Below are 26,731 nucleotides of genomic sequence, written 5' to 3'. Positions count from 1 at the left end.
CGGGGCGGGTTCGTGCCACTCGCTGGCATCCGACCCCTCCCGCCGGTAGGACAGAGGGGTGAACTCTCCTCTGCGCGTGCTGGTCACCAATGACGACGGCATCGACTCCCCCGGACTGATCGCCCTGGCGCGGTGTGCGGTGGAGTTGGGGCACGACACGGTCATCGCGGCGCCCAGCGTCGAAGCGAGCGGGACCGGGGCGGGGCTGACGGCCTCGGGCGGACACCGGAGCGTGGGGGTGTCGCGGCGGATCGTCGAGGACCTGCCGGACGTGCCGGCGTACGCCGTGGACTCCCACCCGGGGCTGATCGCGCTGCTGGCCTGCCGAGGGGCATTCGGGGACCGGCCGGACCTGGTGCTGTCGGGCATCAACTTCGGCGCGAACATCGGCCGCGCGCTGATCCACTCGGGCACAGTGGGCGCGGCGCTGACGGCGCACGTGAACGGGGTGACGGCGCTGGCGGTGTCGCTGGACGTGCCCTGGGACCCGCCGGGCACGGCGCTGTGGGACGTGGTCGACCCGTACGTGAAGGACGTGCTCGGCCTCATCGAGCCGGGCGCGGTGCTCAACCTGAACGTGCCCAACCGCCCGGACCCGGGCCCGCTGCGCTGGGCCACGCTCACCCGGTACGGCCGGGTGCAGAGCCGGGTGGTGCAGCAGCACGAGGACCGCATCGAGCTGGCCACGGTGATCCTGGACGACGAGGTGGAGCCGGGATCGGACGCGGCGCTGCTGGAGCAGGGCTACGCCACCGTGACCGAGCTGCGGTCGGTCAGCGCTGTCGAGCGCCCGCGCGCCACACCGCCCAGGTGAGCGGCACACCGGGCCGGTAGGCGAGGTGCGTGGTGGACGGCGCGTTGAGCACGTGCACATCCGCCCGCGAACCGGGCCGCAGCACGCCGATGTCGTCCCGACGCAGGGCCTGCGCGCCGCCGAGCGTGGCGGCGCGCACGGCCTCCTCCACGGTCATCCGCATCTGGAGCACGGCCGTGGTCACGCAGAAGGCCATCGAGGACGTGTACGAGGAGCCGGGGTTGCAGTTGGACGCCAGCGCGACGGTGACGCCGGCATCGAGCAGGGCGCGGACCTCGGGCAGCGGCTGCCGGGTGGACAGGTCGCAGGCCGGCAGCAGCGTGGCGACGGTGTCGGAGTCGGCCAGCGCGGCGACGTCGGCGGGCGTGAGGTAGGTGCAGTGGTCGACGCTGGCGGCGTCCATCTCCACGGCCAGCCGCACACCGGGGCCGGGGCCGAGCTGGTTGCCGTGCACGCGAAGGCCGAGGCCCTTCTTGCCGGCGGCGGTCAACACGGCCCGGGACTGGTCCTCGTCGAAGGCCCCGGTCTCGCAGAAGACGTCGGCCCAGGTCACGTGCGGGGCCACGGCGTCGAGCATGGGCCCGCACACCAGGTCCACGTACTCGTCGGCGTCGGTGCCCGGCGGCACGAGGTGCGCGCCGAGGAAGGTCACCTCGTCGGCGTACCGGCCGGCCAGCGTGGCCGACCGGAGCTCGTCGGCGACCGTCAGCCCGTAGCCGGTCTTGGTCTCGATGTACGTGGTGCCTTGGGAAACGGCCTCATCGACGTGCTTGCGCAGCCCCGCGGCGAGCTGCTCGTCGCTGGCCGCGCGCGTGGCGTCGACGGTGACGGCGATGCCGCCGGCGGCGTAGGGCTGGCCGGACATGCGGGCCCCGAACTCGGCGGTGCGGTCCCCGGCGAAGACCAGGTGGGTATGGCTGTCCACCCAGCCCGGCAGCACCGCGCGACCCTCGACGTCGACGCGCTCGTCGGCGGCCGGGGCGTCGGCGGCGGCCCCGACCCAGGCCACCCGGTCGCCGTCGAGCACCACGGCCGCGTCGCGCAGCTTGCCCAGTTCGGCGTCGTTGGTGGTCAGCTCGGCGATGCCGGTGATCACTACCGCCACAGTTCCCCCATCACGTCCGCGAGAAGAGGTCCTACCTCCCCTAGCGTCGCATGACGTCCCCGGGTGGCCACAACCCGCCCTTCGACTATTACCGAGTCCACATCGGACGAATTCGCGGACAGCAGAACCTGTTCCGGTCGGCTACCCGCCGTTCGTAGTGAATCCAGGCCGACCGCGACCAGATCGGCCGGCGCGCCGACGGCGATCCGGCCGGCGTCGGGCCAGCCCAGGCAGGCATGGCCGGCCGCGGTTGCCGCAGCAAGCAGCTCCTCGGGGCTGAACCGCCCGCGCTGCCCGGTGCGCAGCCGCTCGCCGTGTTCGAGGGCCCGGACCTCGACCAGCGGGTCGATCACGACATGTTGGTCGCTGCCAAGAGAAATCGGGCTGCCGGCGTCGAACAGCTCGCGCGCCGGGCCGATGCCGTCGGCGAGATCGGCCTCCGTGGTCGGACAGAAACAGGCGGTGGTGGTGGACCCACCGAGCAGCGCGCGGTCGTGCTCGGTGAGATGGGTGGCGTGCACGGCGGTGGTCCGCGGCGACAGCACGCCGGCCTCGGCCAGCAACGCGGTCGGCGTCATCCCGTACGCCGCAAGGCAAGCCTCGTTCTCGGCCGGCTGTTCGGAAAGGTGGACGTGCAGCGGCCCGTCGACCGCGGCGACGTCGGCCAGCTGCTCGCGGGGCACGCCACGCACGGAGTGGATGGCCGCGCCGACCCGCATCACGTTGTCCGACTTCAGCCCAGAAACCCGTGCTGCCCAACGGGTCGCGTCGCCGTCGCTGAACCGGAGCTGGGTGCCTTCGAGTTCCGTGCCGATTCCCCCGGCCACGTAACAGGTGTCGAGCAGCGTGATGCGAATGCCTGCCGCAGCGGCAGCTTCCCGCAGCACGTGGCCCATCTCGTTCGGGTCGGCGTAGGGGGTGCCGCCGGGACCGTGGTGCAGGTAGTGGAACTCCCCGACGCAGGAGATGCCGGTGACGGCCATCTCCGCGAAGACGGCGGTCGCCAGCTTGAGGTAGCTGTCCGGCGTCAGCCGCTCGGCCAGCTGGTACATCGCCTGCCGCCAGGTCCAGAACGTGCCGCCGTCGGCGTGCGTGCGGCCACGCAGCGCCCGGTGAAAGGCGTGCGAATGCGCGTTGGCGAAGCCCGGCAACACAATGCCGTTCAGGCGCTGCGCACCGGGCGGCGGTGAGTCCGAAATGGACACTTCGGTGATCCGGCCGTCGTCGCCGACGTGCACCAGCACGCCGGCAACCACACCCTCGGGCAGCCAGGCCCGTTCACACCAGTAGTTCACGACGCCAGGTGCTCCAGGGTCGTGGCCAGCGCGGCGACCCCGGCCTCGCAGTCGTCCGGCTCCGCATACTCCTGCGGCGCATGGCTGACGCCGGTCGGGTTGCGCACGAACAACATCGCTGTCGGCACGCGGTTGGCCAGGATGCCGGCGTCGTGACCGGCACCCGTCGGCAATGCCGGCACGCCACCGAGCACAGTGGACAGATCGTCCCGCAGCACCGGATCGAACACCACGGTGTCGCCGTACGACTCCTGCGTGACCCGCACCCCACAGCCCTCTTCGGCTGCCGCTTGCCTTGCCAGGGCTTGAATCTCAGCGACCACCGACTTCGTGGTGGCGTCGTCCGAAGCCCGAGCGTCCAGCCAGACGTTGACCTCGGACGCGATCACGTTGGTACCGCCCGGAACGGGCACGATCCGGCCCACGGTCGCCCGCGCGCCGCCGACGGCCGCCTTGCGAGCGGCCAACACCAGCGACGCGGCAGGCACCATCGGGTCACGCCGGTCGGACATCAGCGTTGCCCCGGCGTGGTTTCCCTCGCCGGTGAAGGTGAACCGCCACCGGCCGTGGGCCAGGATCGACGAGGCCACGCCGACCGGAACCGTGAGGCCACGCCCCTGCTCCACGTGCAGCTCGACGAAACACCCGATGCGCGCCAACGCTTCCTCGTCCGGCCCGAGCGTCGCCGGATCGGCGCCGGCCTTGGCGATCGCGTCGGCCAACGAAACCCCGGCCGGGTCGAGCAGCGACCGTGCCTGGTCGGCCCCGATGGCCCCGGTCATCAGCCGGGACCCGAGGCAGGGCACGCCGAAGCGGCCGCCCTCCTCCTCGACGAACACGACCACGGCCAGCGGCTTGCGAGGCTTGAATCCCTTGGCCTGCAACACATCCACCGCCGCCAACGACGACACCACACCCAGCGGGCCGTCGAAGGCCCCGCCACCGGGCACGGAGTCCAGGTGGCTGCCGGTGATCACAGCGTCCGGGCCGGGGTTTCCCCACCAGGCCCAGATGTTGCCGTTGCGGTCGGTCTCCACGGCCAGGCCCCGCTTGGCGGCCTCGGCGACGAACCACTCCCGCAGTTCCAGCTCGACCCGGTCGAACCCGTGGCGGGAGTACCCGCCCCGGGTGCGATCCGCGCCGACGTCGGCAATCGCGGCCAGCAGGCCGGTAGCCGTAGCCGCCATCAGTTGGCCTTCATCGGGATCTTGACGCCCTTGTCCTGCGCCACCTGGTCGGCCAGCTCGTAGCCGGCGTCGACGTGGCGCAGCACGCCCATGCCCGGGTCGTTGGTCAGCACCCGCTCGATCTTCTGCCCGGCCAGCGCGGTGCCGTCGGCCACGGTGACCTGGCCGGCGTGGATGGAACGGCCGATGCCGACGCCGCCGCCGTGGTGGATGGACACCCACGTGGCGCCCGACGCGGTGTTGACCAGGGCGTTGAGCAGCGGCCAGTCGGCGATGGCGTCCGAGCCGTCGGCCATGCCCTCGGTCTCCCGGTACGGGGACGCGACCGAGCCGCAGTCGAGGTGGTCGCGGCCGATGACCACCGGCGCGGACAGCTCGCCGCTGGCCACCATCTCGTTGAAGCGCAGGCCGGCCAGGTGCCGCTCGCCGTAACCCAGCCAGCAGATGCGGGCCGGAAGTCCTTGGAAGGCAACACGTTCACCGGCCATCTTGATCCAGCGCTTGAGCGGCTCGTTGTCCGGGAACAGCTCAAGGATGGCCTTGTCGGTGGCCGCGATGTCGGCCGGGTCGCCGGACAGCGCCGCCCAGCGGAACGGGCCCTTGCCCTCGCAGAACAGCGGCCGGATGTAGGCCGGCACGAAGCCGGGGAAGGCGAACGCCCGGTCGTAGCCGCCGAGCTGGGCCTCGCCGCGCAGCGAGTTGCCGTAGTCGAAGACCTCGGCGCCGCCGTCCTGGAAGCCGACCATGGCCTCCACGTGCTGGGCCATCGAGGCCCGCGCCCGCTCGGTGAACTCCTCCGGCTTCTTGGCCGCGTAGTCGTGCCAGTCGCTGAGGTCGACGCCGATCGGCAGGTACGACAACGGGTCGTGGGCCGAGGTCTGGTCGGTGACGATGTCGACCTCGACGCCGCGGCGCAGCAGCTCGGGCAGGATCTCGGCGGCGTTGCCGACGACACCGACCGACAGCGCCTTGCGGTCACGCTTGGCCGCCTCGACGCGGCGGATGGCGTCGTCCAGGTCGTTGGCGACCTCGTCCAGGTAGCGGTGCTCCACCCGGCGCTGCGCGCGCACGGGATCCACGTCGATGCACAGCGCCACACCGTCGTTCATGGTGACGGCCAGCGGCTGCGCGCCGCCCATGCCGCCAAGGCCGGCGGTCACGGTGAGCGTGCCGGCGAGCGTGCCGCCGAAGCGCTTGTCGGCCACCGCGGAGAAGGTCTCGTAGGTGCCCTGGAGAATGCCCTGGGTGCCGATGTAGATCCACGAGCCGGCGGTCATCTGGCCGTACATGGTGAGGCCGGCGGCCTCCAGGCGGCGGAACTCGGGCCAGTTGGCCCAGTCCGGCACCAGGTTGGAGTTGGCGATCAGCACGCGCGGCGCCCACTCGTGGGTGCGCAGCACGCCGACCGGACGGCCGGACTGCACCAGCAGCGTCTCGTCGTCGGACAGCGTGGTGAGCTCGCGGGAGATGGCGTGGAAGCTCGGCCAGTCGCGGGCGGCCTTGCCGGTGCCGCCGTAGACCACCAGGTCCTCGGGGCGCTCGGCGACCTCGGGGTCCAGGTTGTTGTGCAGCATGCGCAGCGGCGCCTCGGTCTGCCAGCTGCGCGCGGTCAGCTGGGTGCCCCGGGCGGCCCGGATCTCGGTCATCAGGAGTTCTCCTCGACGGTGCGCGCGATCAGTCCACTTCGGACGAGCGCTTCGGTGGCCGCGATCTCCGGGGCCAGGTGACGGTCGGGTCCGGGGCCCTCGACGTGCTCCCGGAGCAGCGCGACGACGGCGGCGGTGGCCGGCGCCGGCTTGAGCGGGGCACGCAGGTCGAGCGCGCGGGCCGCGGTGAGAAGTTCGATGGACAGCACGGTGGTCAGGCCGTCGACGGCCTTGCGCAGCTTGCGCGCCGCCGACCAGCCCATCGACACGTGGTCTTCCTGCATGGCGCTGGACGGGATCGAGTCCACACTGGCCGGCACCGCAAGGCGCTTGAGCTCGGAGACGATGGCCGCCTGCGTGTAGTGGGCGATCATGTGGCCGGAGTCCACGCCCGGATCGTCCGCGAGGAACGGCGGCAGGCCGTGCGAGCGGGCCACATCCAGCATCCGGTCGGTGCGGCGCTCGGCCATGCTGGCCACGTCGGCGACCGGGATGGCCAGGAAGTCCAGCACGTACGCCACGGGCGCGCCGTGGAAGTTGCCGTTGGACTCCACACGACCGTCGGCCAGCACGGCCGGGTTGTCGATCGCGGAGTCCAGCTCGCGGTCGGCGACCAGCTCGGCGTGGGCCAGGGTGTCGCGGGCCGCGCCGTGCACCTGCGGGGAGCAGCGCAGCGAGTACGCGTCCTGTACGCGGGTGCAGTCCGGGCCGCGGTGGCTCTCCATGATCTCGGAGCCGGCCAGGATCTTGGTCATGCGGGCGGCCGACCGGGCCTGCCCGGGATGCGGGCGCAGGGCCTGGAGGTCGGCGGCGAAGACGCGGTCGGTACCCAGCAGGGCCTCCACGCTCATCGCCGCGGTGAGGTCGGCGATGTCCAGCAGGCGGGCCAGGTCGGTGATCGCCAGCACCAGCATGCCGAGCATGCCGTCGGTGCCGTTGATCATGGCCAGGCCCTCCTTCTCGGCCAGCGCCACCGGCTCGATGCCGGCCTCGGCCAGGGCCTCGGCGGCGTCTCGCAGCTCGCCTTGAGCGTCCCGGACCTGACCTTCGCCGATCAGGGCCAGCGCGACCGAGGACAGCGGGGCCAGGTCGCCGGAGCAACCGAGGGAGCCGTACTCGTGCACGATCGGCGTGATGCCGGCGTTGAGCATGCGGGCCATCGTGTCCACAGTGGACGGACGAACGCCGGTGTGGCCGGTGGCCAGCGTGCGCAGCCGCAGCAGGGCCAGCGCACGGATCACCTCTCGCTCCACCTCGGGGCCGGCACCGGCCGCGTGCGAGCGGATCAGCGAGCGTTGCAGCTGCGCGCGGCGGTCCGGCGGGATGTGCCGGACGGCCAGCGCCCCGAAGCCGGTCGAAACGCCGTAGGTGGGCGTCGTCGCGTTGGCCAGCTCCTCGATGTGCGCCCGGGCCGTGGTGACGGCCTCGACCGCGGCCGGTTCCAGCTCGACCGCCACGCCGTCGCGGGCGACCGCGACGACCTCGTCACGCCGCAGCGGCTTCGCGCCGAGCTGCACTGCCTCCGGGTGTGCCATGGGTTCATCACAGCTGGTGGCGGACGGTTGCACGAGTCCAAGGCGGGTGACAGTGTCTGAGATACCAGACGTGCCGAGGTGTACCCGTGGGTAGCAGCAGTGACGTGCCGGCTTTGCGGCGAGGACTGGCCGTGCTGCGCCTGTTGTCCACCCGGCCGGGCCCGATGTCCGCCGCCACGATCGCCCGTGAACTGGATCTGCCCAGGTCGACGGCCTACCACCTGCTGGCTGAGCTGGCCGACGCCGGCTTCGTGACGCACCTGCCCGAGGAGCGCCGCTACGGGCTCGGGGTGGCCGCCTTCGAGCTGGGGTCGGCGTACCTGCGCCACGACCCGTTGGAGCGGCTAGCCCGGCCTCTGCTGCGGCGGCTGGTCGACCGAGCGGGGGCCACCGCCCACCTCGGGGTTCTGCACGGGGCCGAGGCCCTCTACCTGCTGCGGGAGCAGCCCCGGCAGCCCAACACGCTCGTCTCCGACGTCGGTGTGCGGCTACCGGCCCATCTCCCCGCCTCCGGCCGAGCCATGCTGGCTTTTCTACTGCCGGCGCAGGTCAGGGCCCTGTTCCCGGGCGTCGGCAGCTTCGTCGACCGCACCGGCCGCGGCCCCCGGGACCTGCCCTCGCTGCGCCGCCTCCTGTCGTCCGAACGCCAGCGCGGCTGGTTCGTCGAGGACGGCTTCGTGACGGCCGATTTCGCCTCGGTGGCCGCCCCCGTCTTCGACCACGGCGGCCGCCCCATCGCCGCCATCAGCACGACTTTCCGCCACGTCTGCCCAGATGCAAGCGCTTGCGGCCAGGACTGGCCCGACATCGCGGCGGAAGTGCGGAGGTCAGCCGAGGAGCTAACCCTGAGAATCGGCGGCCACAAATAACCCCCCGTGAGTCGCGCTCTGGGACACACCGAATGCAGGTTTCGGGCAGTGTGCCCGAAACCTGCATTCGGTGTGCTTGAGAGCGCGACTCGCGGGGGTTCTCAGTGCGGGTCAGAGGCCGGCGCTGGAGAGCCAGTCGGTGGCGATCTTGGAGGCGTCGGGCTTGTCGGGGGCGCCGAGCTTGGTGTTGAGCTCGGTCAGCGTCTTCGTGTCGAGCTTGGTGGCGATGGCGTTGAGCGTCTTCTTCACGGTGTCGCTGGCCTTGCTGGTGTTGATCAGCGGCAGCACGTTCTGCGCGGCGAAGTTGAACTTCGGGTCCTCCAGCACGACCCAGCCGTTCTTCTCGATGGTGCTGTCGGTGGTGAACATGTCGGCAGCCTGGATGGTGCCCTGCTGCAGGGCGGCCACGGTCAGCGGGCCGTCGGCGTCCAGCGACTTGAAGTCCTTGAACGTGCAGTTGTAGGTCTTCTGCAGGCCCGGGACGCCGTCCGGCCGCTTCTGGAACTCCGGCGCCGAGCCGAGCACCAGGTCGCCGCAGTGCGGGGCCAGGTCGGACAGGGACTTCGCGTTGTACTTGGTCGCCGTCTCCTTGGTGACGACGATGGCGTCCTTGTCCTCGGCCGCCGACTTGTCCAGAACGGACAGACCGCTGGGCAGCGCCTTGCCCAGCGCCGTGTACACGTCCTCGGCGCTGGTGGCGGTGGCGCTCTTGTCGAAGTACTGCAGCAGCACGCCGCTGTACTCCGGGATCAGGTCGATGGAGCCGTCCTTGAGCGCCGGGATGTAGGTCTCGCGGCTGCCGATGTTCAGCTTCTTGCTGACCTTCACGCCGGCCTTGGTCAGCGCGGCGGCGTAGATCTCGGCGAGCAGCTGGCTCTCCGGGAAATTGGCCGACCCGACGGTGATCGTGTCCGACGGGGACTGGGAGCCGCTGTTGCCACCGGCGAGCGGGTCGCCACCGCCGCCCCCACCGCACGCGGTCAGGCCCAGCGCTGCCACCAGGACGGTGACCAGGCCGGCTACGGTTCGCTTCATCTCTGGATTCCTCCACTCGTCCTCACCGGGCGCAACCCGGGTGAGACAACCAGCCGTTGCACGCCGGTGAGCACCAGCTCGACCAGCACCGCGAGCACGGCGACCAGGATCGCGCCGCCCGCCATCTGGGGATAGTCGTGCAGCGCCAGGCCGTCGAACACGTACCGTCCGAAACCGCCGAGCCCCACGTAGGCGGCGATGGTCGCGGTGGCCACCACCTGCAGGGCGGCGCTGCGCACGCCGCCGAAGATCAGCGGCATCGCGTTGGGGATCTCGACCTGGAACAGGATCTCCCGCTCGGTCATGCCCACGCCGCGGGCCGCGTCGACCACGACCGGCTCGACGGCGCCGATGCCGGCGTAGGCGCCGGCCATGATCGGCGGGATGGCCAGCAGGGTCAGCGCGGCGATCGGCGGGATCAGGCCGATGCCGGCCAGCAGCACCACCAGCGTCAGCACACCGACGGTGGGCAGCGCCCGCAGCACGTTGGCCGCGCCGACCAGCACGAAGCCGCCGCGCTTGGTGTGCCCGACCATCGCGCCCAGCGGGAAGCCGATCACGACGGCGATGAGCAGGGCCAGCGCGGTGTACCAGAGGTGCTCCACCAGCCGTGCCGGCACTCCGGTCGAGCCGCTCCAGTTGGCGGGGTCGAACAGCCAGCTCGTCAACAGGTTCACGGCCTACCTCCCCACCCTGGTCCACGGCGTCACGAGCCGCCCGATCAACTGCAGCACCAGGTCCGCGATCAGGGCCAGCACCAGCGTCGCGACGATGCCGGTGACGATCTCGGTGACGAACTGGAGCTGGAAGCCGTTGGTGAACAGCTGGCCGTAGCCGGCGATGCCGATCAGCGCGCCCACGCTGACCAGGCTGATGTTGGACACCATGGCCACCCGCAGGCCGGCCACGACGACCGGGATGGCCAGCGGGAACTCGACGCCCACGAAGCGCTTGAGCGGCCGGTAGCCGATGGCCGTGGCCGCCGCGACGATGGTCGGCGGCACCGACGACAGCGCGTCGGCGATGGACCGGACCAGCAGCGCGATGGTGTACACGGTCAGTGTGATGATCACGTTGACCGGGTCCAGCGTCTTGGTGCTGATCAGCGCGGGCAGGATGACGATCAACGCCAGGGACGGGATCGTGTAGAGCAGGCCGCTGACCGTCAGCAGGATCGCCCGCGCGGGCCGCCAGCGGCTGGCCGCCCAGCCCAGCGGGATCGCGATGATCAGGCCGATCACCACCGGCAGCACCGACAGGTAGACGTGCGTCACCGTGAGGTCACCGAGCAACCCCAGGTGGTCGAACACCCACGTCATTGCGGGACCTCGCCGGAGGTGCGCGCGGCGGCCAGCGCCCGGAGCACCTCGTCGGCCGTGATCGAGCCGACGAGCTCGCCGCTGCCGTTGACGGCGACACCGTGTGCGGACGGGGAACTCAGGGCCGAATCGAGGGCGCTGCGCAGCGAGCCGTGCTCGGTGTCGTACAGGGATCCGCCCGACATCACCAGATCCGCGTCGACGGTGGCGTTCTCGTCCACACCGGACAGACGGTCGGCCGACAACCAGCCGCACGGGTGCCGGCGCTCGTCGACGACGACAATCCAGCCGTCGCTCAACTTCCGCCGCGCGTCGCCGGCGGTGTCGCCGAGCTGCACGCTGGCGATCTCGCCGACGGTCAACCCGGATGCGGTGAGGAAGCCCAGCGCCCGGTAGCCGCGGTCGCGCCCGACGAAGTTGCTCACGAAGTCGTCGGCCGGGCGGGCCAGCAGCTCCGAGGGCTTGTCGTACTGGGCCAGGATGCCGCCGGTGCGGAACACCGCGACCTTGTCGCCCAGCTTGATGGCCTCGTCGATGTCGTGCGTGACGAAGACGATCGTCTTGTCCAGCTCGCCCTGCAGCCGCAGCAGCTCGTTCTGGAGGTCCTCGCGGACGACCGGGTCGACCGCGCTGAACGGCTCGTCCATCAGCAGCACCGGCGGGTCGACCGCCAGCGCGCGGGCCACACCGACGCGCTGCTGCTGGCCGCCGGACAGCTGGGCCGGATAGCGGCCGGCCATGGTGGCCGGCAGGCCCACCGTCTCCAGCAGCTCCGCGGCCCGCTTGCGGGCCTTGGCCCGGCTCCAGCCGGCCAGCACCGGCACGGTGGCGACGTTGTCCAGCACCGTGCGGTGCGGGAACAGCCCGGCCTGCTGGATCACGTAGCCGATACCCCGCCGCAGCAGCGGCGGGTCCGACTGGCGCACGTCTTTTCCGTCGACCAGGATGGCGCCCGAGGTGGCGTCGATCATCCGGTTGATCATGCGCAGGGAGGTCGTCTTCCCGCAGCCCGATGGTCCGACGAACACCGTGATCCGTCCTGGATCCACGGTCAGGTTCAGTTCGTCGACGGCGACGGTGCCGTCATCGAACCGCTTGGTCACGGCCTGGAACTCGATCACCCCGAGGTCCTTCCGGTCGTTGCGGTAGTGCGGACGACAGTAGCCGCAACCTATGACAGCGGCACTCCGTTCCAGCATGTGCGAACCAGTAGGCTTACCCGATTGTGACCCCACTCGACCAGGCCCGCGCGGCCATTTCCGGCCACGGAGCGCGCACCGGGCCGGCACGGCGCGTGATCGACATGCTGTGCCGGCGCCCGCATTCGCTGGCTGAGCTGGTGCGCGACTCGGCCCTGCCACGGCGCGGGGTCGAGGAGTTGCTGTCCGCGCTGGACGGTGACCTGGTGCGAAACCGTGACACGTACGAGATCCGGGCCTCGGCCAGAGCCTCGTACACCGAGGCTTTCCCGGTTCCCCCGATCGTTGAGCCGGATCTCGCCATGATCCGTTCCGATGTGGACTCCGTGCCGCCGCCGCTGGCCGCGCTCGACCACGTGCAGGCCACGCCGGAGACCGTGGCGCGGCGGGCGAAGTGGCTGAACGAGCAGTATGAACTGTCCGGGCGTACCGTGCTCTGCCTCGGTGACCACGACCTGACGTCGCTGGCGGTGGCCGCGGTCAACCCGGCCGCCGCGGTGATCGTCGTCGACCTGGACGACCGCGTGCTGGCCCACATCGACACCCGCGCGCGGGAGCGGGGCCTCAACATCCGCTGCCTGCACGCGGATCTGCGCTTCGGACTGCCGCCTGCCGTAACGGAATCGTCAGATCTGGTCTTCAGCGATCCGCCCTACACGCCGGAAGGCATGGCGCTGTTCGCCGGCCGCGGCATCGAGGCGCTGCGCGACACCGCTTCCGGACGGCTGCTGCTGGCCTACGGCTTCAGCGACCGGACGCCCGCGCTGGGCCAGAAGGTGCAGCAGGAACTGCTCGGCATCGGGCTGGCGTTCGAGGCGATCCTGCCGGGCTTCCACCGGTTCGACGGGGCGCAGGCCATCGGCAGCGCCGCCGATCTCTACGTGTGCCAGGCGACCTCTCGCGGCCGCAAGGCGGCGCAGCGCACCGGCATCTACACCCACGGCCCGCAGTCCATCGAGGCTGTGTCCATTGTGGACAATTCGGCACTGCTGGCGTTCACCGGTGATTCCGTTGTGCAGCAACCGGATTGGACCCAGCCGATCACCGGACGTTCCCTCACGGTCGACGCCTCGGCCGACCCCGGCCCGTGGCTGCTGCGAATTCTGTTGGCCTGCAACGCGGAGAAGCTGTCGGTGCTGGTGCCCAACAACCATGTGGACGTCCGCGACGAGCGGGGGCAGAAGTCACTGTCCACTGTGGTCGCTTCGAAGTACCGGCTGCGGTTCCATCGCAGCACCCCGGACGGCAAGCACGCGGTCGTGGTGGCCACGCGCAGCGGCGCCGGGTTGCTGGACCGGGTGCACGGCAAGCTCGGGAACATGTTGCGGGAAAACATGATCGCCGAATCCGGCGGCACGTTGACGAAGCGTGAGGCCAAGGAGCTCGTGGCGGCCAGGATCCCGGGCGAGACGGACCTACGGCTGATCGACCTGCCCCGGCACCGGATCGAGGCCATCGTCGCCTGAGCTTATGCAGGGAAGGACGCCTTACCCGCGTTCAACGAGGGTAAGGCGTCCTTCCCTGCATAAGAAGGGGTTAGCCGGCGCGGGGGACGTGGAGCGGGCCTAGGGCCAGGATGGCGCGGAACTCGCGTGGGGGGACGGGGCGCGAGAAGAGCCAGCCCTGGTAGGCGTCGACGCCGACGCCGTGCAGCACGTGGAACTGGGTCGCGGTCTCCACACCCTCGGCGACACAGCTGCGACCCATGGCCCGGGCCATGTCCACGACCGCGCGGGCGACCGCGAAGTCGGACGGGTCGTTGCCCACGCCGGACACGAACCGCCGGTCCACCTTGATGATCTGCGCCGGCAGGTCCTTGAGCCGGGCCAGCGAGGAGTAGCCGGTGCCGAAGTCGTCCACCGCGAACCGGACGCCCTTGGCCACCAGGATGTCCATCTGCTGCATGGTCTTGCACGGCAGGTCGACCAGCGCCGTCTCGACCAGCTCCAGCACCACCCGGTCCCACGCGATGCCGGATTCGGCCACGGCGTTGGACACCGCGTCCACGAAGTCCGGGTCGCCTGGAACAAGCCCGGAAAGGTTTACAGCGACGGCGACGGGCTTGCCGTTCGGCACCGGCCATGTCGAAGCCTCGCGCAGCGCGGTGCGGAGCACCCATCTGTCCAGCTCACGCATCATGTCGGCCTGCTCGGCCACCGGCAGGAACGCGTCCGGCGCGAGCAGCCCGCGATCCGGATGCGGCCAGCGGACCAGCGCCTCGGCCGTCTGCACGGTGCCGTCCACGCCGACCACCGGCTGGAAGTGCAGCGTCAGCCCGTCCTTGGCCAGCGCCTCACGCAGCTGCCCCTCCAGGTGCACCTGCCGGTCGGCCGACGCGATCAACGCCGCCGAGGCCAGCGAGACCCGCCCGGCGCCACGCCGCTTGGCCTCGAACATCGCGGCGTCGGCGAAACGCAGCAGGTCGGCCCCGCTGGTCCGGGAGCCGTTGGGGATCGCGGCGCCGATCGACGCCGACACCCGCACCAGCTGACCGTGCACCGGCACCGCGGCCCGCAGCAGGCTGGCCACCCGCGTGCCGAGGGCCTCGACCCCGCCGGCCGCGTCGATGTCGTCGCAGATGATCACGTACTCGTCGCCGGACATGCGCGCCGCCGTGCAGCCGGACGGCAGGCCGCCCTCCAACCGCCGGGCCAGCGCCACCAGCAGCTCGTCGCCGGCGTCATGGCCGAGGGAGTCGTTGACCCGCTTGAAGTTGTCGATGTCGCAGAACAGCACCGCGATCTTCTCGGCGCCTTCGCCGGCCAACAGCCGGGTCAGCGTCTCCTTGACCGCGGCGCGGTTGGGCAAACCGGTGAGCTCGTCGTGATGGGCCTGATGCCGCAGGGATTCCGCGACGCGGCGGCGCTCGGTGATGTCCTGGAACACGACCAGCCAGAACCGGCGGCCGTCGTCCTGCACGGAGATCGCGATGTGCAGCTCGCAGTACACCAGCTCGCCGTCCGGACGGAGCAGAATGCGTTGCGGCACCTTGAATCCGCCCTCGCGCTCGGACGTGAGGCGGGCCGCCGCGGACAGCCAGCCCACCGGCTCGTCCGGGTGCGTGATGCTGCTCGCGGTCATGCCGCGCAGCTGCTCCAGTTCGATGCCGAGCAGGTCGCACAGCGCGTCGTTGGCGTCGACCAGGCGCTCGGCCTCGTCGAACAGGCCGATGCCGACCGGCGTCACCGCGACCAGGTCGGTGAAACGCTGGCTGGACAGCTTCATCCGCGCCTCGGCCGTGCGCTGCGCGGTGACGTCCTGCGCCGTGCCGACCAATACCGGGCCGACGCCCTGCACCGAAGCGCCGTGACAACGCAGCACGCGGACCAGGCCGTCCGGGCGGACGATGCGGTGCTCGCACTCCACCGGCTCGCGATTGACCGCCAACTGCTGCCACAGCTCGTCCACCCAGCCGCGGTCGTCCGGGTGCACCAGGCTCATATAACGCTGGTAGGTGGCGCGTTCCTGCTCGTCCACACCGAGCAGCTCGCGCATCATGCCCGACCAGGTGCAGTCGTCGGTGCCGGTGTTCCACTCCCAGGTGCCCAGGCTCGCCACCCGCTGCGCGTCGGAGAGCCGGCGGCGCTCGTCACGCAGCTCACGCTCCAGCGCACGCTGCTCGGTGACGTCCTGGATGGTGCCCAGCAGCTGCTCGACCTTGCCGTTGGAGGACAGCTGGGCCCGGGCGCGGCAGATGTACACGCGCTCGCCGACGTCGCGGATCTCGACCTCTAGCGGTTCGTCGGTCTGCGCCGTGAGCAGCTTGTCCCGCATCTCGGTGATCAGCAAGTGGTCGTCCGGATGCACGCCCGGCATGAAGGTCTCGTCCGACGAAGAGCCGCCCACCAGCTCGTACATCTCCCGCAGCACCTCGCTGCGGTAGGTGTAGCCGGTGTTCACGTCCAGCGTCCAGCTGCCGATGCGGGCCATCCGCTGGGCCTCGACCAGCCGGGCCCGCTCGTGGGCCAGCTCGTCGTTGGTGCGGTTCCGCTCGGTGATGTCCCTGATGTAGCCGGTGACCAGGCCGAGCCGGCCGTCCACGCCGACCGTGGACCGGGCCTCGCCGCGCAGCCAGCGCACGTCCCCGTCCGGGCGCACGATGCGGTACTCGATGTCGATGGCCTCGCCCGAGAACTGGTGGTTGCTCCAGTAGTCGCGCACCATCTCGACGTCGTCGGGGTGGACCAGGTCCAGCACGGCCTCCGCGCCCGGCTCCACGGAGCCGCGTTCGATGCCGAGGATCTCGTAGTGGCTGTCCGACCACACCGTCTTGCCGGTCGCCGGGTCGAACTCCCAGGAGGCGATGCCGGCCACGTGCTGCACGTCGGTCAGCCGGCGCCGCTCCTCGCGCAGCTCGGCCGCGGCGGAGGCGAGATCGGAGACATCAACCAGCACGATGGCATGCAACCCGGTGCCGGGCACCGGCGTCTGAACCACACGGACCGGCAGTTCACTGCCGTCCACCCGACGGAGCCGGAGATCGGGCTCCTGCCCGGCGAACAGGTCGCGCAGCGCGGCGCCGCCCAGCCGGTCGGGGTCGGTGGCGCCGATCATCGCGGCCGCGGCGGCGTTGGCCTGCATGACCAGGCCCTTCGCGTCGACACGAAGGGTCGGCGGCTCGGACAGCGTCAGCCCGCCCAGCTCGATCGGGCCGCGGCGGGCGTTCGGCAGCCGGGCACCACCGAGCGTGACAGGTGCGCGTCCCGCCTGCCCGCTGCGCTCAGCCACGGCTCCGCCCTTCCGCGTCGGCCACCGGGGCGGCATGGGTGGGCCAAGCCGGCGACTGCATCACAGTGCGCCGGGGGCGCGTCGGTCACGACACGCCCCCGGGGAGCACCTGACGCCAGCGACGGTATCGCGTCCACCGCCGAACTCACAGCCGTCCCCGCCAATATCCTGGCGACGTATGAAAAAAGCGGATCGACCGGCCGAGCGGGTCCGCGTTCGCGACTACGCTACTCCATCCGCCGCAGCGGCCGCGGCGACGGCCCGCGCGACCTCGACGGACACCCGCGGGTCCAGGGCGCTGGGCACGATCCGGTCCACCGCCAGCTCGTCCGTGGCGACCTGGAAGATCGCGTCGGCCGCGGCCAGCTTCATGTTCTCGGTGATCCGGCGGGCCCCCGCGTCCAGCGCGCCGCGGAACACGCCCGGGAACGCCAGCACGTTGTTGATCTGGTTGGGGAAGTCGCTGCGGCCGGTGGCCACCACCGCGGCGTGCCGGGCGGCGACGGCCGGGTGGATCTCCGGGTCCGGATTGGACAGCGCGAACACGATGCCCTGCGGGGCCATCGTCGCGATCAGGTCCTCGGCCACCGTCGAGCCGGACAGGCCGAGGAACACGTCCGCGCCCTTGAGCGCCTCGGCGACGCCGCCGCGCAGGCCCGAGGCGTTGGTGCGGCCGGCCAGCTCCCGCTTGATCGGGTTCAGGTCGTCCCGGTCGGTGTGCACGATGCCGCGCGAGTCGAGCATCGTCACCTCGCCCACGCCGCCGGCCATCAGGATGTTCGCGCAGGCCACGCCGGACGCGCCGGCGCCGGCCACGACCACGCGCAGGTCGGCGAAGTCGCGCCTCAGCACCGTGGTGGCGCCGCGCAGCGCGGCCAGCACCACGATCGCGGTGCCGTGCTGGTCGTCGTGCATGACCGGGCAGTCCAGCGCCTCGATCAGCTTCGCCTCCAGCTCGAAGCAGCGCGGGGCGGAGATGTCCTCCAGGTTCACCGCGCCGAACGACGGGCGCAGGCGGACCAGCGTCTCCACGATCTCGTCGACGTCGGTGGTGCTCAGCACCAGCGGGATGGAGTCAAGGCCGCCGAACTTCTTGAACAGCGCGGACTTGCCCTCCATCACGGGCAGCGACGCGCTCGGACCGATGTCGCCGAGGCCGAGCACCGCGGTCCCGTCGCTCACGACCGCGACCAGGCGGTGCGCCCAGGTGTACTTCGCGGCCAGGGAGGGGTCCTCGGCGATGGCGCGGCTGACGCGCGCCACTCCGGGCGTGTAGGCGATCGAGAGCGCCTTGGGGTCGGCCAGCGGGGCCGTCACGGCGGTGCCCAGCTTGCCTCCCTCATGGGCGGCGAATATCTCGGTGTCGGTCAGTTCGGTGGCGGATTCGTTCACAGCAGTCACGGCGTCCCTCATCAGACACGGCGGCGTGGCGGGCGCGCGTGGTCGCGATCGACGCTGTCGCGTCGGTCACTGCGCGTCGTGCAGTCGATCCGAGCACCGCGTTCCGGGTATCGAAACTGTGGTCGGACGACGCTGGGGTTGGCACAGTGTGACAGCCGATCACCGGTCTGTCTGCGGCGGGGATCACATTCTTTGCCCAGCTCAGAGGCGGTTCAGCAAGACGACCGTACGAATTGCTTGCACCGACCGGTCAGTTTCCGCAGGCAGTTCGGTTCACGATCGGTCAAGCGGCTAACCTCCGACGCCATGCAGGTTCGCGAGCTCGACATCGCAGGTTCTTGGGAATTCACTCCACCGGCCTTTCCGGACCACCGGGGCCGGTTCGCCGCCCCGTTCCAGGGGCAGGCGTTCGCCGAGGCCGTCGGCCACCCGCTGCGTCTCGCGCAGACCAACCACAGCGTCTCCCGCCTGGGCACCATCCGCGGCGTGCACTTCGCCGACGTGCCGCCCAGCCAGGCCAAGTACGTCTACTGCCCGGCCGGCTCGCTGCTGGACGTGATCGTCGACATCCGCGTCGGCTCCCCGACCTTCGGGCAGTGGACCTCCGTGCTGCTCGAGTCCGAGAAGCTCAACGCCGTGTACGTGTCGGAGGGCCTCGGCCACGCGTTCATCGCGCTGGCCGAGAACACCGCCATGGCCTACATCTGCTCCGAGGGCTTCAACCCCGGCGCCGAGCACGGCATCACGCCGATGGACCCGGCGCTGGGGCTGCCCTGGCCGTCGGACATCGAGCCGATCCTGTCCGACAAGGACCGCGACGCCCCGACCCTGGCCAAGGCCAAGGCCGCGGGCCTGCTGCCCAGCTACGACGACTGCGTCGCCTACCGGGACAAGCTGCGCGGCCTCAGCTGAGCCTTCCCGGGCGTGGCCACAGTCTCCAGGTGGCCACGCCCAGCACGTCCGCCGGTCCCAGGTCGCGGGAGTCCGTCGAGCCGAACTGGTTGTCGCCCACCACGAACCACTGCTCCCCGCGCTGGTCGACGGCGCGCTTCACCGACAGCTGCTCCGGTCTCTGCCGCCACCGGACCAGCACGATCGCGCCCGCCGTCGGCCGTCTGCGGAAGTTGACCAGCAGCACGTCCCCGTCCTTGAGGGTCGGCGCCATCGACGGGCCGCGCACCCGCAGTCGACGCAGCGGCCAAAGATCTATTCCCACCGGTGCCAACGATCACCTCCACCTGCCCGCTCCGGCCGTCCGGAGTAGGGTTCCGCACGTCGGAGCATCCACTGTTTGGGAGGACCCATGCGACTGCTGTCGCGCATCCTCGGCCCGCGCCTCGAGGCGACGGCGCACTGCGACCTTCCGTGCGGCGTTTACGACCCCGCCCAGGCCCGGATCGAGGCCGAGTCGGTCAAGGCGATCCAGGAGAAGTACCAGGGCAACGAGGACCCCGAGTTCCGCACCCGGGCCATCCAGATCAAGGAGCAGCGCGCCGAGCTGGTCAAGCACCACCTCTGGGTGCTGTGGACCGACTACTTCAAGGCGCCGCACTTCGAGAAGTACCCGGAGCTGCACACCTTGTTCAACAAGGCCACCAAGGCGGCCGGCGCCTCGGGCGCCAAGGGCTCCATGGACCCGGCCAAGGGCCAGGAGCTGCTGGACCTGATCGCCGAGATCGACAAGATTTTCTGGGAGACCAAGGCGGCCTGAGCACCATCGCCTGCTGACGGCGCCGACCAGCGGAGACGCGTTCCGCCGGTCGGCGCCGTTTGTCGTTCCCGGCTAACGATCACCCGGTCGGGGACGAATGCTCTGCCGTACGGCCATTCGGTCGAGCCGCAGGGGAGCCGTCATGACGTATCAGATGCCCTATCGCGCCGCAGTCCAGCCGCCCGCGGTCTCGGACGGGCACGTGGTGTTCGCCTGGGTGGTGACGGTGCTGACGGTCGGCTACATGCTGCCGTGGGCGATCGCCGCGAGTGGACGCAAGTCCAACACGGCGTCGGTCGCGGTGATCAACCTGCTGCTGGGCTGGACGTTCGTCGGCTGGATCATCGCGCTGGTGATGGCCTGCTCGGCCGACCAGGTGGCGCTGGCCGTGGCGCCATCGGTGCAGGTCAACGTCATGAACGCGACGCCGCCACCCGGCTGGTACCCGGACGCGTCGGGGATGCAGCGGTACTGGAACGGCACGGCCTGGACGGGGCAGACGATCTAGGCTGGCCCTGTGACAACGGTCTGGATGCGCTACCTGTCCGGCGCCGACATCGACTCGCTGGGCATCACGGATGCCGAGATCGTGGCGGCGGTGGAGGACGTGCTGGCCGACCACGGCAACGACCGCGTGGTGTTCGAGCCACGGACCCACCTGGTGCCGGACAACGGCGGCCGGGGGCATTTCAACGTGCTCCGGGGCAGCCTGACCGACAAGGGCGTCGCCGGGGTGAAGGTGGTGGGCGACTTCGTCGCCAACCACGAGCGGGGCCTGCCCAGCGAGATGGCGCTGATCAGCCTGTTCGACCCGGAGACGGGCATGCCGAAGGCGATCGTGGACGGCACGATGATCACCGAGGCGCGGACCGGGGCGATGACCGCGGTGGGGGCGAAGTACCTGGCCCGCGCCGACGCCAAGGTGCTGGGGCACGTGGGAGCCCGCGGCACGGCCTGGTGGAACGTGGTGCTGCTGGACTCGGTCTTCGACTTCGACGAGATCCGGGTGACCAGCCGCCGGCCGGAGTCCCGGGAGCCGTTCGCCGAACGGCTGAGCGAGCATCTGGGCAAGCCGGTCACGGTGGCCACGACGTGGGAAGAGACGCTCGACGGGGCGGACGTGCTGGTCGAGGCGTCCCGGCTGAACGAGCCGGAGCCGTTGCTGCGCAAGGAGTTCCTCCGCCCGGGGAGCTTCCTCGTGCCGTACGGGACGATCAGCGCGCTGGCGCTGGACCTGCTCGACGACGTGGACAAGATCGTCGTGGACAACTGGCGGGAATCGCAGTCGGGCAACCCCAGGTTCGGCGCGCTGCGGCCGCACCTGAACGCGGGCCTGCTGACCGAGGACCGCATTCACGCCGAGATCGGCCAGATCGTGGCCGGCCACCGGCCCGGCCGCGAGAACGACAAGGAACGCACCCTGTTCTGGCACCGCGGACTGTCCACAACGGACCTCGCGGTGGCGGACATGATCCTGCACCGGGCCGAGGCGAACGACGTCGGCACGATGCTGCCGTACCGGTGAGGGACCTGGACATCCTGGCCGTGGCCAGGGGACAGCGGGTCGAACTGGGCCCGCTGGACGACGTCGCCGCCAACCGGCGGGCCATGCTGGCCGCGCTGGAGGCGGCCGACAAGCCCGTGTACGGCGTCAACACGGGCATGGGCCGGCTGGCCGGCGTCGCCCTCGACGCCGAGCAACAGGCCGCGCACCAACGGAATCTGCTCATCGGGCGGGCCGTCGGCGGAGCGCCGTGGCTGCCGGAGCCGGATGTCCGTGCCCTGCTGGCGGTGAAGCTCCAGGGCCTGCTCGCGCCCACCACCGCCGCCGGCCCCGAGCTCGTCAAGTTCCTGGCCGACCGCCTGAACGACAACTTCGTGCCGGCCGTGCCGCGCTCCGCGCTGGGCAGCGCCGGCGAGATAATCCCCCTGTCCCACGCGTTCCAGACCTTCGTCGGCATCGGCACGGTCCTGGAGGACGGCGTCGAGAAGCCGGCCGCCGAGGCGTTGAAGCGCCGCAAGGCGAAGCCGTTTGCCTTGGGCCCCAAGGAAGGCGCGAGCCTGATCCAGGGTTCCCCGCTGGCCCTGGCGCACGCCTACATGCGCGGCGCCGACGCCGCCCAGGCGCTGGAACTCCAGACCCTCGCCGCCGCCATGGCCGTCGACGTGCTCGGCGCGCCCCGCTCGATCTACCACCCTGCGCTGGCCGGCCCCGACACCGTGCTCGCCGCCGTGCTCGACGACATCCGTTCCCGCACAACGGATTCCGCCACCCGCTCCGATCTCGTACAGGCCCCGGTGTCGTTCCGCGTCGCCCCGCAGGCCATCGCCCACGCGCAGCGCACCCTCGACGACCTGACCGCCGCACGAGGCCTTCTCCTTGCCGCGCCGACGGATTCCCCCTCCTTCCTGGACGGGCGCTTCACCTCCACCGCCGGCTACCACGCCGTCACCATCGGCCTGCGCCTCGATGCCGTCACCGCCGCGCTGACCCATCTCGCCGAGATCAGCGTGCAGCGACTGCACCGCTTCATGGACACGCAGTTCACCGGCCTGAACGCCCAGCTCGCCGTCGATCCCGGCCCCCAGGCCGGCCTGTCGCCCATCCACAAACGGGCCGCCGGCGAGCTGCACGAGATCCGCCGCCTGGCCGCACCGGCCACGCTCGGCTCCCTCGACACCTCCGCCGGCCAGGAGGACGTGCAGGCGCACGCATGGGCCGCCGGCGAGCAGCTCCGGCAGGTGACCGACCACCTGCTGTCGATCACCGCCTGCGAGCTCATCGGCATCGCCCAGGCGCACCACCTCCGCGGCCTGCCCGGCGCTCCCCGCCTGCGCGGCGCCTACGCGTGGATCGCCGAGACCGTTCCCCCCGTCCTGGTCGACCGTCCCCTCGGGCCCGACATCGCACGCCTGCGGGCCAAATTCGCCGAAGAGTGAACCGCGCCACCCCACGTGCGTCCAATGGGCAGCAAGTTCACTCGGACGGAGGAACGATGGGGCGTTGGCTGCCGGCCCGGCTTGTCGTGACACTGCTCGGCCTTGCCCTGCTCACCGCCTGCGGCGCCGGCCCCACCCACGCCCAGCCGCCCGCCGACTCCGGCTACACGCCACCGGTCGACTGCGGCCCCGTCACCAGCCCCGCCGGCAAGCGCTCCCTCGTCTCTCCCGCCTTCCCGGCCGGCACCGCCGCCTGCCCCGAGGCCATCGCCGTGCTCAGCTCCTACTACCGCGACGCCCCGCGCAAGGCCCAGGGCACGGCCCGCCGCCTCGTCGTCAACGGCTGGACCTGCGAGTCCGACACCGACTCCCACAACGCCCCCCAGGTCGGCTGCGACCGCAACGGCGTCGCCTTCCTCACCCAGAACCACTGACTCACGCGATGGCGCGCCAGATCGCCGACCAGTGGGCGACGACGCCGGCGACGTCCGCGTCGAGGCGCCTGTCGCTGCGGCGGCGGGAGGGGAGCAGGAGTTTTCCGCGCCGCACATCGAGAATCGCCGGCACACCGTCCGGAAGGACCTGGTCCATCACGGATCGCATCATGTGCAGCGGGACGGCGGCGGCCTCGGGCCGCAGCTCCGGCTCCTTCATGTAGAGCTGGACGGCCAGCTTGGGGCCCTTGGCCGGCCGCAGGCCGAGCTGCGGGGCGACGTCGAACACGGCGTCGGACCCGACCCAGGTGCCCGTGCCGACCGGCACCAGCGTGCCGCGGAAACCCTCGTGCCAGCGCTGGAAACCCTTCTGCAGCTCGACGAAGTGCCCGTGCTTGGCCGAGTCCTCGACCTTGGCCACGGCCAACTCCAACGCGATCTGCGGCGACGGATCGGCCAGCGCGCGGCGGATGGCCGCGACCATCGGGCCGTAGTAGGCCCACGGCTGGCGGCCCTCGTCGAGATACATGCGCCGCTGGTCGGACACGATCCTGGTCTGCGAGCCGGGCCCGCAGTTGGCGAAGTCCACCACAACCCCGAGTTTTGGATGACGCACCGACGACACCGTCCTCTCCCCTGGACTACCTCCAAATTTTACCTCATCCAGCCCAATTGTTCGATCGCCTGTTCGATGCAGTGCGTTGGATCACACGACCGGCCGTGAGCGCACCGCGGGGCTACGATCCGCTGGGTGGCAGACGTGTACGTCATCAGGCACGGGGAAACCGAGTGGTCGCTGACCGGCAAGCACACCGGCAGCACGGACGTCCCCCTCACGGCTCACGGCGAGCAGCAGGCCCGCAAGGCCGGCGCCGTACTGGCCGAACTCCGAGGCACCACCGTCCCACCCAGACTCGTGCTCGCCAGCCCGCGCTCCCGCGCCGGGCGCACGGCGCAGCTGGCCGGTCTGACCGTGGACGAGGTGACCGAGGACCTCGCCGAGTGGGACTACGGCGACTACGAAGGCCTTACCACGGAACAGATCCGTGCGTCGGCGCCGGACTGGACGGTGTGGACGCACGAGATCCCGAACGGCGAGACCGCCAAGGAGGTCGGCGACCGCGCGGACGCGGTGCTGGCCCGGGCCCGCAAGGGGCTGGAGCGCGGCGACGTGGTGCTGATCGGCCACGGCCACTTCAGCCGCGTGCTGGTGGTCCGCTGGCTGGGGCTGGACCCCGCGGCCGGCGTGCGGATCGGGTTGGACCCCGCGGGCATTTCGGTGTTGGGTGACGAGCGAGGCCAGGCGCAGATCCGGCGCCTGAACGTGCCACCCCTGGGGGAGATCTGATGATCCGCGGCGTCCGTGAGTCCGATGTCGACGCGGTTGTGCAGCTCGTGTACGACCTGGCGGAGTACGAACGGGCGCCGCAGGAGTGTCACCTCACATCCGAGCAGCTGCACACGGCCCTGTTCGGCCCGTCGCCCGCCCTGTTCGGCCACGTGGCCGAGGTGGACGGCGAGGTCGTGGGCATGTCCCTGTGGTTCCTCAGCTTCTCCACCTGGACCGGCACGCACGGCATCTACCTGGAGGACCTGTTCGTCCGCCCGGAGCACCGCGGCAGCGGCCTCGGCCGGGCGCTGTTCCTGGCCCTGGCCAAGGAATGCGCCGACCGCGGCCTCGGCCGTTTCGAGTGGTCGGTGCTGGACTGGAACCAGCCGGCCATCGACTTCTACGAGGCGATGGGCGCGGCCCGCGTCAACGACTGGTACCGCTACCGGTTGGCCGACGAGCCGCTGCTCAAGGCCGCGGCTCGGGCGTAGCCCCGTCCTCCTCGGTGATGCCCATCGCCCAGGCCCGTGAGGACGCGAGGAACAGCAGCAGGACGAGCACGGCCAGGCAGTAGGCCGTGAACAGGATGTCCACGGCCAGCGAGTCAATGGGGTCGAATCCCCACCAGATGCCGCCCAGCACCAGCAGCTGGAGGAAGACCGCGCCGTTGCGGGCGCCGCGTGTGCCGCGCCACAGCAGGATGCCGGGCACCAGGAACGCGGCGGCGATCACCACGTAGACGCCGGCCTCACCGAACGCGACGAGTGCCGGGGCTCCGCCCGACAGGCCGAGCACAACCGTGACGACCGCGACCACCACAGCGGCGATTCCCTGGACGGTGACCAGCGCGCCGGCAGCGCGAACGGGTCCGGGGGCGGCGATTTCGCGTGACAACGGACACCTTCCTCGACCTGCTACCTGCGCACATCACGATCCGTGCGCACGGATCGATCGTAGGCCACCCGGACGGCCGGTCCCGCGGCGCCGACGCAGGGGGGAGGATTCGGGTGTTGTCGTAGAGCAGACGGTCGTCTGGGTGCACTCGCCGACAACGCAGGGTCCGAAGCGTCGTCGGCACGGAAGGGAGAGCTCCCTCACTTTCGATGAGCGACAGCCACCCGTACGGGGACGGAGGACCGGTCGCCGGTCACGGTCTGTCCTACGCTGCTGGTGTGCGTGCCCTTCTCGTGGTCAACCCGCAGGCGACGGCGACGTCCGCCGCCGGGCGGGACGTGCTGGCCCACGCGCTGGCCAGCGACGTGCAGCTGGAGATCGTGGAGACCAGCTACCGGGGGCACGCGGCCGACGCCGCCGCGCGTGCCGTGGCGGACGGGGTGGACCTGGTGGTCGCCCACGGCGGTGACGGCACCGTCAACGAGGTGGTCAACGGGCTGCTCTCGAAGTGCCCGGATCCGGCGGACACGCCCGCCCTGGGCGTGGTGCCCGGAGGCTCGGCGAACGTGTTCGCGCGGGCGCTGGGGCTGCCGAGGGACCCGGTCGAGGCCACCCACCGGCTGCTGATGGCCATCGAGTCGGGCAGCCGCCGCGAGATCGGGCTGGGCCTGGCCGAGCCAGCCGACGCCGACAGCCGCTGGTTCACGTTCAACGCCGGCCTCGGCTGGGACGCCGACGTGGTGGCCGAGGTCGAACGCCGCCGGGACAAGACAGCCAGCCCCCTGCTGTACGCGTCGATCGCGCTGGCCAACTACGTCAGGCAGATGCTCACCGCCACCGACCTGGTGGTCGAGCTGCCGGACGGCACCAAGGAGAAGACGCGGCTGGCGTTCGTCTCCAACACCGATCCGTGGACCTACCTGGGCGCCAAGCCGATCCACATGAACCCGGACTGCTCGTTCGACGGCGGTCTCGGCCTGTTCGCGCTGCAGAGCCTGGCCCCGCCGGTCATCGCGCGCACCCTGTCGCAGATCCTGCTGCCGCTGGGCCCGCCCTCCGGGGGGAACCTGCTGCGACTCGACGATGTCGCCCACATCAGGGTGACCGCGGACCGGCCCGTGCGCCTTCAGGTGGACGGCGACGACCTGGGTGAACACCGTCAGGTAAAGTTCACGTCAGTGCCGAAGGCGCTGAGGGTGGCCGTGTGAAGTGCCCGTGGCGTCGTACTGCGTTCGTGACCGGAGCGTAATAGACTGGTCGCGAGGCCGAGACGTAGGGCATCATGGCTG

General features: G+C 71.0%; 26 protein-coding genes. 12 read left to right on the top strand and 14 right to left on the bottom strand.

From position 1 onward, the window contains the following. Positions 1–58: 58 nt before the first annotated feature. The gene (locus AB0M73_RS00305) at positions 59–814 is read left to right on the top strand and encodes a 5'/3'-nucleotidase SurE (protein WP_363885133.1); all 756 of its coding nucleotides are present in this window, start codon (positions 59–61) and stop codon (positions 812–814) included. Here the strand turns inward: AB0M73_RS00305 and hutI are convergent. The 5 genes from hutI to hutH are packed head-to-tail and all read right to left on the bottom strand — an operon-like array spanning position 774 to position 7,582. Then, positions 774–1,919 carry an imidazolonepropionase gene (gene hutI / locus AB0M73_RS00300; RefSeq protein ID WP_363885131.1) on the bottom strand — a complete coding sequence of 382 codons (1,146 nt, stop codon included), beginning with the start codon at positions 1,917–1,919 and terminating at the stop codon, positions 774–776. The two genes, AB0M73_RS00305 and hutI, sit on opposite strands and share 41 nt — an antisense overlap. After that, positions 1,910–3,214 carry a formimidoylglutamate deiminase gene (locus tag AB0M73_RS00295; RefSeq protein WP_363885129.1) on the bottom strand — a complete coding sequence of 435 codons (1,305 nt, stop codon included), beginning with the start codon at positions 3,212–3,214 and terminating at the stop codon, positions 1,910–1,912. Before AB0M73_RS00295 ends, hutI begins: the two co-directional genes overlap by 10 nt. After that, positions 3,211–4,401, bottom strand: a complete 1,191-nt coding sequence (locus AB0M73_RS00290) for an allantoate amidohydrolase (RefSeq protein WP_363885127.1) — start codon at positions 4,399–4,401, stop codon at positions 3,211–3,213. Before AB0M73_RS00290 ends, AB0M73_RS00295 begins: the two co-directional genes overlap by 4 nt. Then, the gene (gene hutU, locus AB0M73_RS00285) at positions 4,401–6,047 is read right to left on the bottom strand and encodes a urocanate hydratase (RefSeq protein ID WP_363885125.1); all 1,647 of its coding nucleotides are present in this window, start codon (positions 6,045–6,047) and stop codon (positions 4,401–4,403) included. Before hutU ends, AB0M73_RS00290 begins: the two co-directional genes overlap by 1 nt. Continuing rightward, positions 6,047–7,582 (bottom strand): histidine ammonia-lyase, encoded by a 1,536-nt coding sequence (hutH, locus tag AB0M73_RS00280; protein WP_363885123.1) that lies wholly within the window; start codon positions 7,580–7,582, stop codon positions 6,047–6,049. The genes hutU and hutH overlap by 1 nt, the downstream gene beginning before the upstream one ends. 86 nt (positions 7,583–7,668) lie before the next feature. Between hutH and AB0M73_RS00275 the strand changes: the two genes are divergently transcribed. Next, a complete protein-coding gene (locus tag AB0M73_RS00275) occupies positions 7,669–8,451 on the top strand; it encodes an IclR family transcriptional regulator (RefSeq protein WP_363885121.1) in 783 nt (260 codons plus the stop codon). Positions 8,452–8,562: 111 nt separating this feature from the next. On the opposite strand, the gene AB0M73_RS00270 is transcribed toward AB0M73_RS00275, so the two are convergent. Genes AB0M73_RS00270 through AB0M73_RS00255 form a run of 4 tightly spaced genes read right to left on the bottom strand, consistent with a single transcriptional unit; the run spans position 8,563 to position 11,926 of the window. Beyond that, positions 8,563–9,486: an ABC transporter substrate-binding protein gene (locus tag AB0M73_RS00270; RefSeq protein WP_363885119.1), complete on the bottom strand. Its 924-nt coding sequence runs from the start codon at positions 9,484–9,486 to the stop codon at positions 8,563–8,565. Beyond that, positions 9,483–10,163, bottom strand: a complete 681-nt coding sequence (locus tag AB0M73_RS00265) for an ABC transporter permease (RefSeq protein ID WP_363885118.1) — start codon at positions 10,161–10,163, stop codon at positions 9,483–9,485. Before AB0M73_RS00265 ends, AB0M73_RS00270 begins: the two co-directional genes overlap by 4 nt. Before the next feature lie 3 nt (positions 10,164–10,166). Next, the gene (locus tag AB0M73_RS00260; protein WP_043722076.1) at positions 10,167–10,805 is read right to left on the bottom strand and encodes an ABC transporter permease; all 639 of its coding nucleotides are present in this window, start codon (positions 10,803–10,805) and stop codon (positions 10,167–10,169) included. Then, entirely contained in the window at positions 10,802–11,926 is a 1,125-nt protein-coding gene (locus tag AB0M73_RS00255) for an ATP-binding cassette domain-containing protein (RefSeq protein ID WP_363885117.1), read from the bottom strand. The genes AB0M73_RS00260 and AB0M73_RS00255 overlap by 4 nt, the downstream gene beginning before the upstream one ends. 104 nt (positions 11,927–12,030) lie before the next feature. On the opposite strand from AB0M73_RS00255, the gene AB0M73_RS00250 reads away from it, so the two are divergent. Then, the gene (locus AB0M73_RS00250; RefSeq protein ID WP_363885115.1) at positions 12,031–13,470 is read left to right on the top strand and encodes a bis-aminopropyl spermidine synthase family protein; all 1,440 of its coding nucleotides are present in this window, start codon (positions 12,031–12,033) and stop codon (positions 13,468–13,470) included. Between the two features lie 70 nt (positions 13,471–13,540). On the opposite strand, the gene AB0M73_RS00245 is transcribed toward AB0M73_RS00250, so the two are convergent. After that, a complete protein-coding gene (locus tag AB0M73_RS00245; RefSeq protein ID WP_363885114.1) occupies positions 13,541–16,732 on the bottom strand; it encodes an EAL domain-containing protein in 3,192 nt (1,063 codons plus the stop codon). A gap of 222 nt (positions 16,733–16,954) precedes the next feature. Next, complete coding sequence (locus AB0M73_RS00240) at positions 16,955–18,145, bottom strand: NADP-dependent malic enzyme (RefSeq protein ID WP_363885112.1); 1,191 nt, start codon at positions 18,143–18,145, stop codon at positions 16,955–16,957. A gap of 294 nt (positions 18,146–18,439) precedes the next feature. Here AB0M73_RS00240 and rfbC point away from each other — a divergent pair, with 294 nt between their 5' ends. Next, complete coding sequence (gene rfbC / locus AB0M73_RS00235; RefSeq protein ID WP_363885110.1) at positions 18,440–19,045, top strand: dTDP-4-dehydrorhamnose 3,5-epimerase; 606 nt, start codon at positions 18,440–18,442, stop codon at positions 19,043–19,045. Here the strand turns inward: rfbC and AB0M73_RS00230 are convergent. Further along, positions 19,038–19,349, bottom strand: a complete 312-nt coding sequence (locus tag AB0M73_RS00230; RefSeq protein WP_043722067.1) for a S26 family signal peptidase — start codon at positions 19,347–19,349, stop codon at positions 19,038–19,040. The two genes, rfbC and AB0M73_RS00230, sit on opposite strands and share 8 nt — an antisense overlap. Positions 19,350–19,442: 93 nt before the next feature. Between AB0M73_RS00230 and sodN the strand changes: the two genes are divergently transcribed. The 5 genes from sodN (at position 19,443) to AB0M73_RS00205 (ending at position 23,218) form a co-directional block, all read left to right on the top strand. Further along, a complete protein-coding gene (gene sodN / locus AB0M73_RS00225) occupies positions 19,443–19,844 on the top strand; it encodes a superoxide dismutase, Ni (protein WP_198047823.1) in 402 nt (133 codons plus the stop codon). A 142-nt stretch (positions 19,845–19,986) separates the two neighbouring features. Beyond that, complete coding sequence (locus tag AB0M73_RS00220) at positions 19,987–20,352, top strand: superinfection immunity protein (protein WP_363885108.1); 366 nt, start codon at positions 19,987–19,989, stop codon at positions 20,350–20,352. Between the two features lie 9 nt (positions 20,353–20,361). Further along, on the top strand, positions 20,362–21,369 hold the full coding sequence (locus AB0M73_RS00215; protein WP_363885106.1) for an ornithine cyclodeaminase family protein: 1,008 nt from the start codon (positions 20,362–20,364) through the stop codon (positions 21,367–21,369). Positions 21,370–21,389: 20 nt separating this feature from the next. After that, on the top strand, positions 21,390–22,784 hold the full coding sequence (locus AB0M73_RS00210) for an aromatic amino acid lyase (protein WP_363885663.1): 1,395 nt from the start codon (positions 21,390–21,392) through the stop codon (positions 22,782–22,784). 56 nt (positions 22,785–22,840) lie between these two features. Continuing rightward, positions 22,841–23,218, top strand: coding sequence for a hypothetical protein (locus tag AB0M73_RS00205; RefSeq protein WP_363885104.1), 378 nt, complete (start codon positions 22,841–22,843; stop codon positions 23,216–23,218). Position 23,219: 1 nt separating this feature from the next. Here AB0M73_RS00205 and AB0M73_RS00200 read toward each other — a convergent pair whose 3' ends face one another. Beyond that, positions 23,220–23,834 carry a hypothetical protein gene (locus AB0M73_RS00200; protein WP_363885102.1) on the bottom strand — a complete coding sequence of 205 codons (615 nt, stop codon included), beginning with the start codon at positions 23,832–23,834 and terminating at the stop codon, positions 23,220–23,222. 126 nt (positions 23,835–23,960) lie between these two features. Between AB0M73_RS00200 and AB0M73_RS00195 the strand changes: the two genes are divergently transcribed. Both AB0M73_RS00195 and AB0M73_RS00190 read left to right on the top strand, forming a co-directional pair. Next, the gene (locus AB0M73_RS00195) at positions 23,961–24,566 is read left to right on the top strand and encodes an acid phosphatase (protein WP_157494896.1); all 606 of its coding nucleotides are present in this window, start codon (positions 23,961–23,963) and stop codon (positions 24,564–24,566) included. After that, positions 24,566–25,039, top strand: a complete 474-nt coding sequence (locus AB0M73_RS00190) for a GNAT family N-acetyltransferase (RefSeq protein WP_363885100.1) — start codon at positions 24,566–24,568, stop codon at positions 25,037–25,039. The genes AB0M73_RS00195 and AB0M73_RS00190 overlap by 1 nt, the downstream gene beginning before the upstream one ends. Here the strand turns inward: AB0M73_RS00190 and AB0M73_RS00185 are convergent. Continuing rightward, positions 25,017–25,442, bottom strand: a complete 426-nt coding sequence (locus AB0M73_RS00185; RefSeq protein ID WP_363885099.1) for a hypothetical protein — start codon at positions 25,440–25,442, stop codon at positions 25,017–25,019. The genes AB0M73_RS00190 and AB0M73_RS00185 overlap by 23 nt on opposite strands. Before the next feature lie 278 nt (positions 25,443–25,720). Here AB0M73_RS00185 and AB0M73_RS00180 point away from each other — a divergent pair, with 278 nt between their 5' ends. Further along, positions 25,721–26,650, top strand: a complete 930-nt coding sequence (locus AB0M73_RS00180; RefSeq protein ID WP_363885097.1) for a diacylglycerol kinase family protein — start codon at positions 25,721–25,723, stop codon at positions 26,648–26,650. Positions 26,651–26,731 lie beyond the last annotated feature (81 nt).

Origin of the sequence: Kutzneria sp. NPDC051319 (assembly GCF_040682195.1) — a bacterium.
In the GTDB taxonomy this organism is placed as follows: Bacteria; Actinomycetota; Actinomycetes; order Mycobacteriales; family Pseudonocardiaceae; genus Kutzneria.
This window is presented reverse-complemented; position numbering and strand designations above follow the sequence as displayed.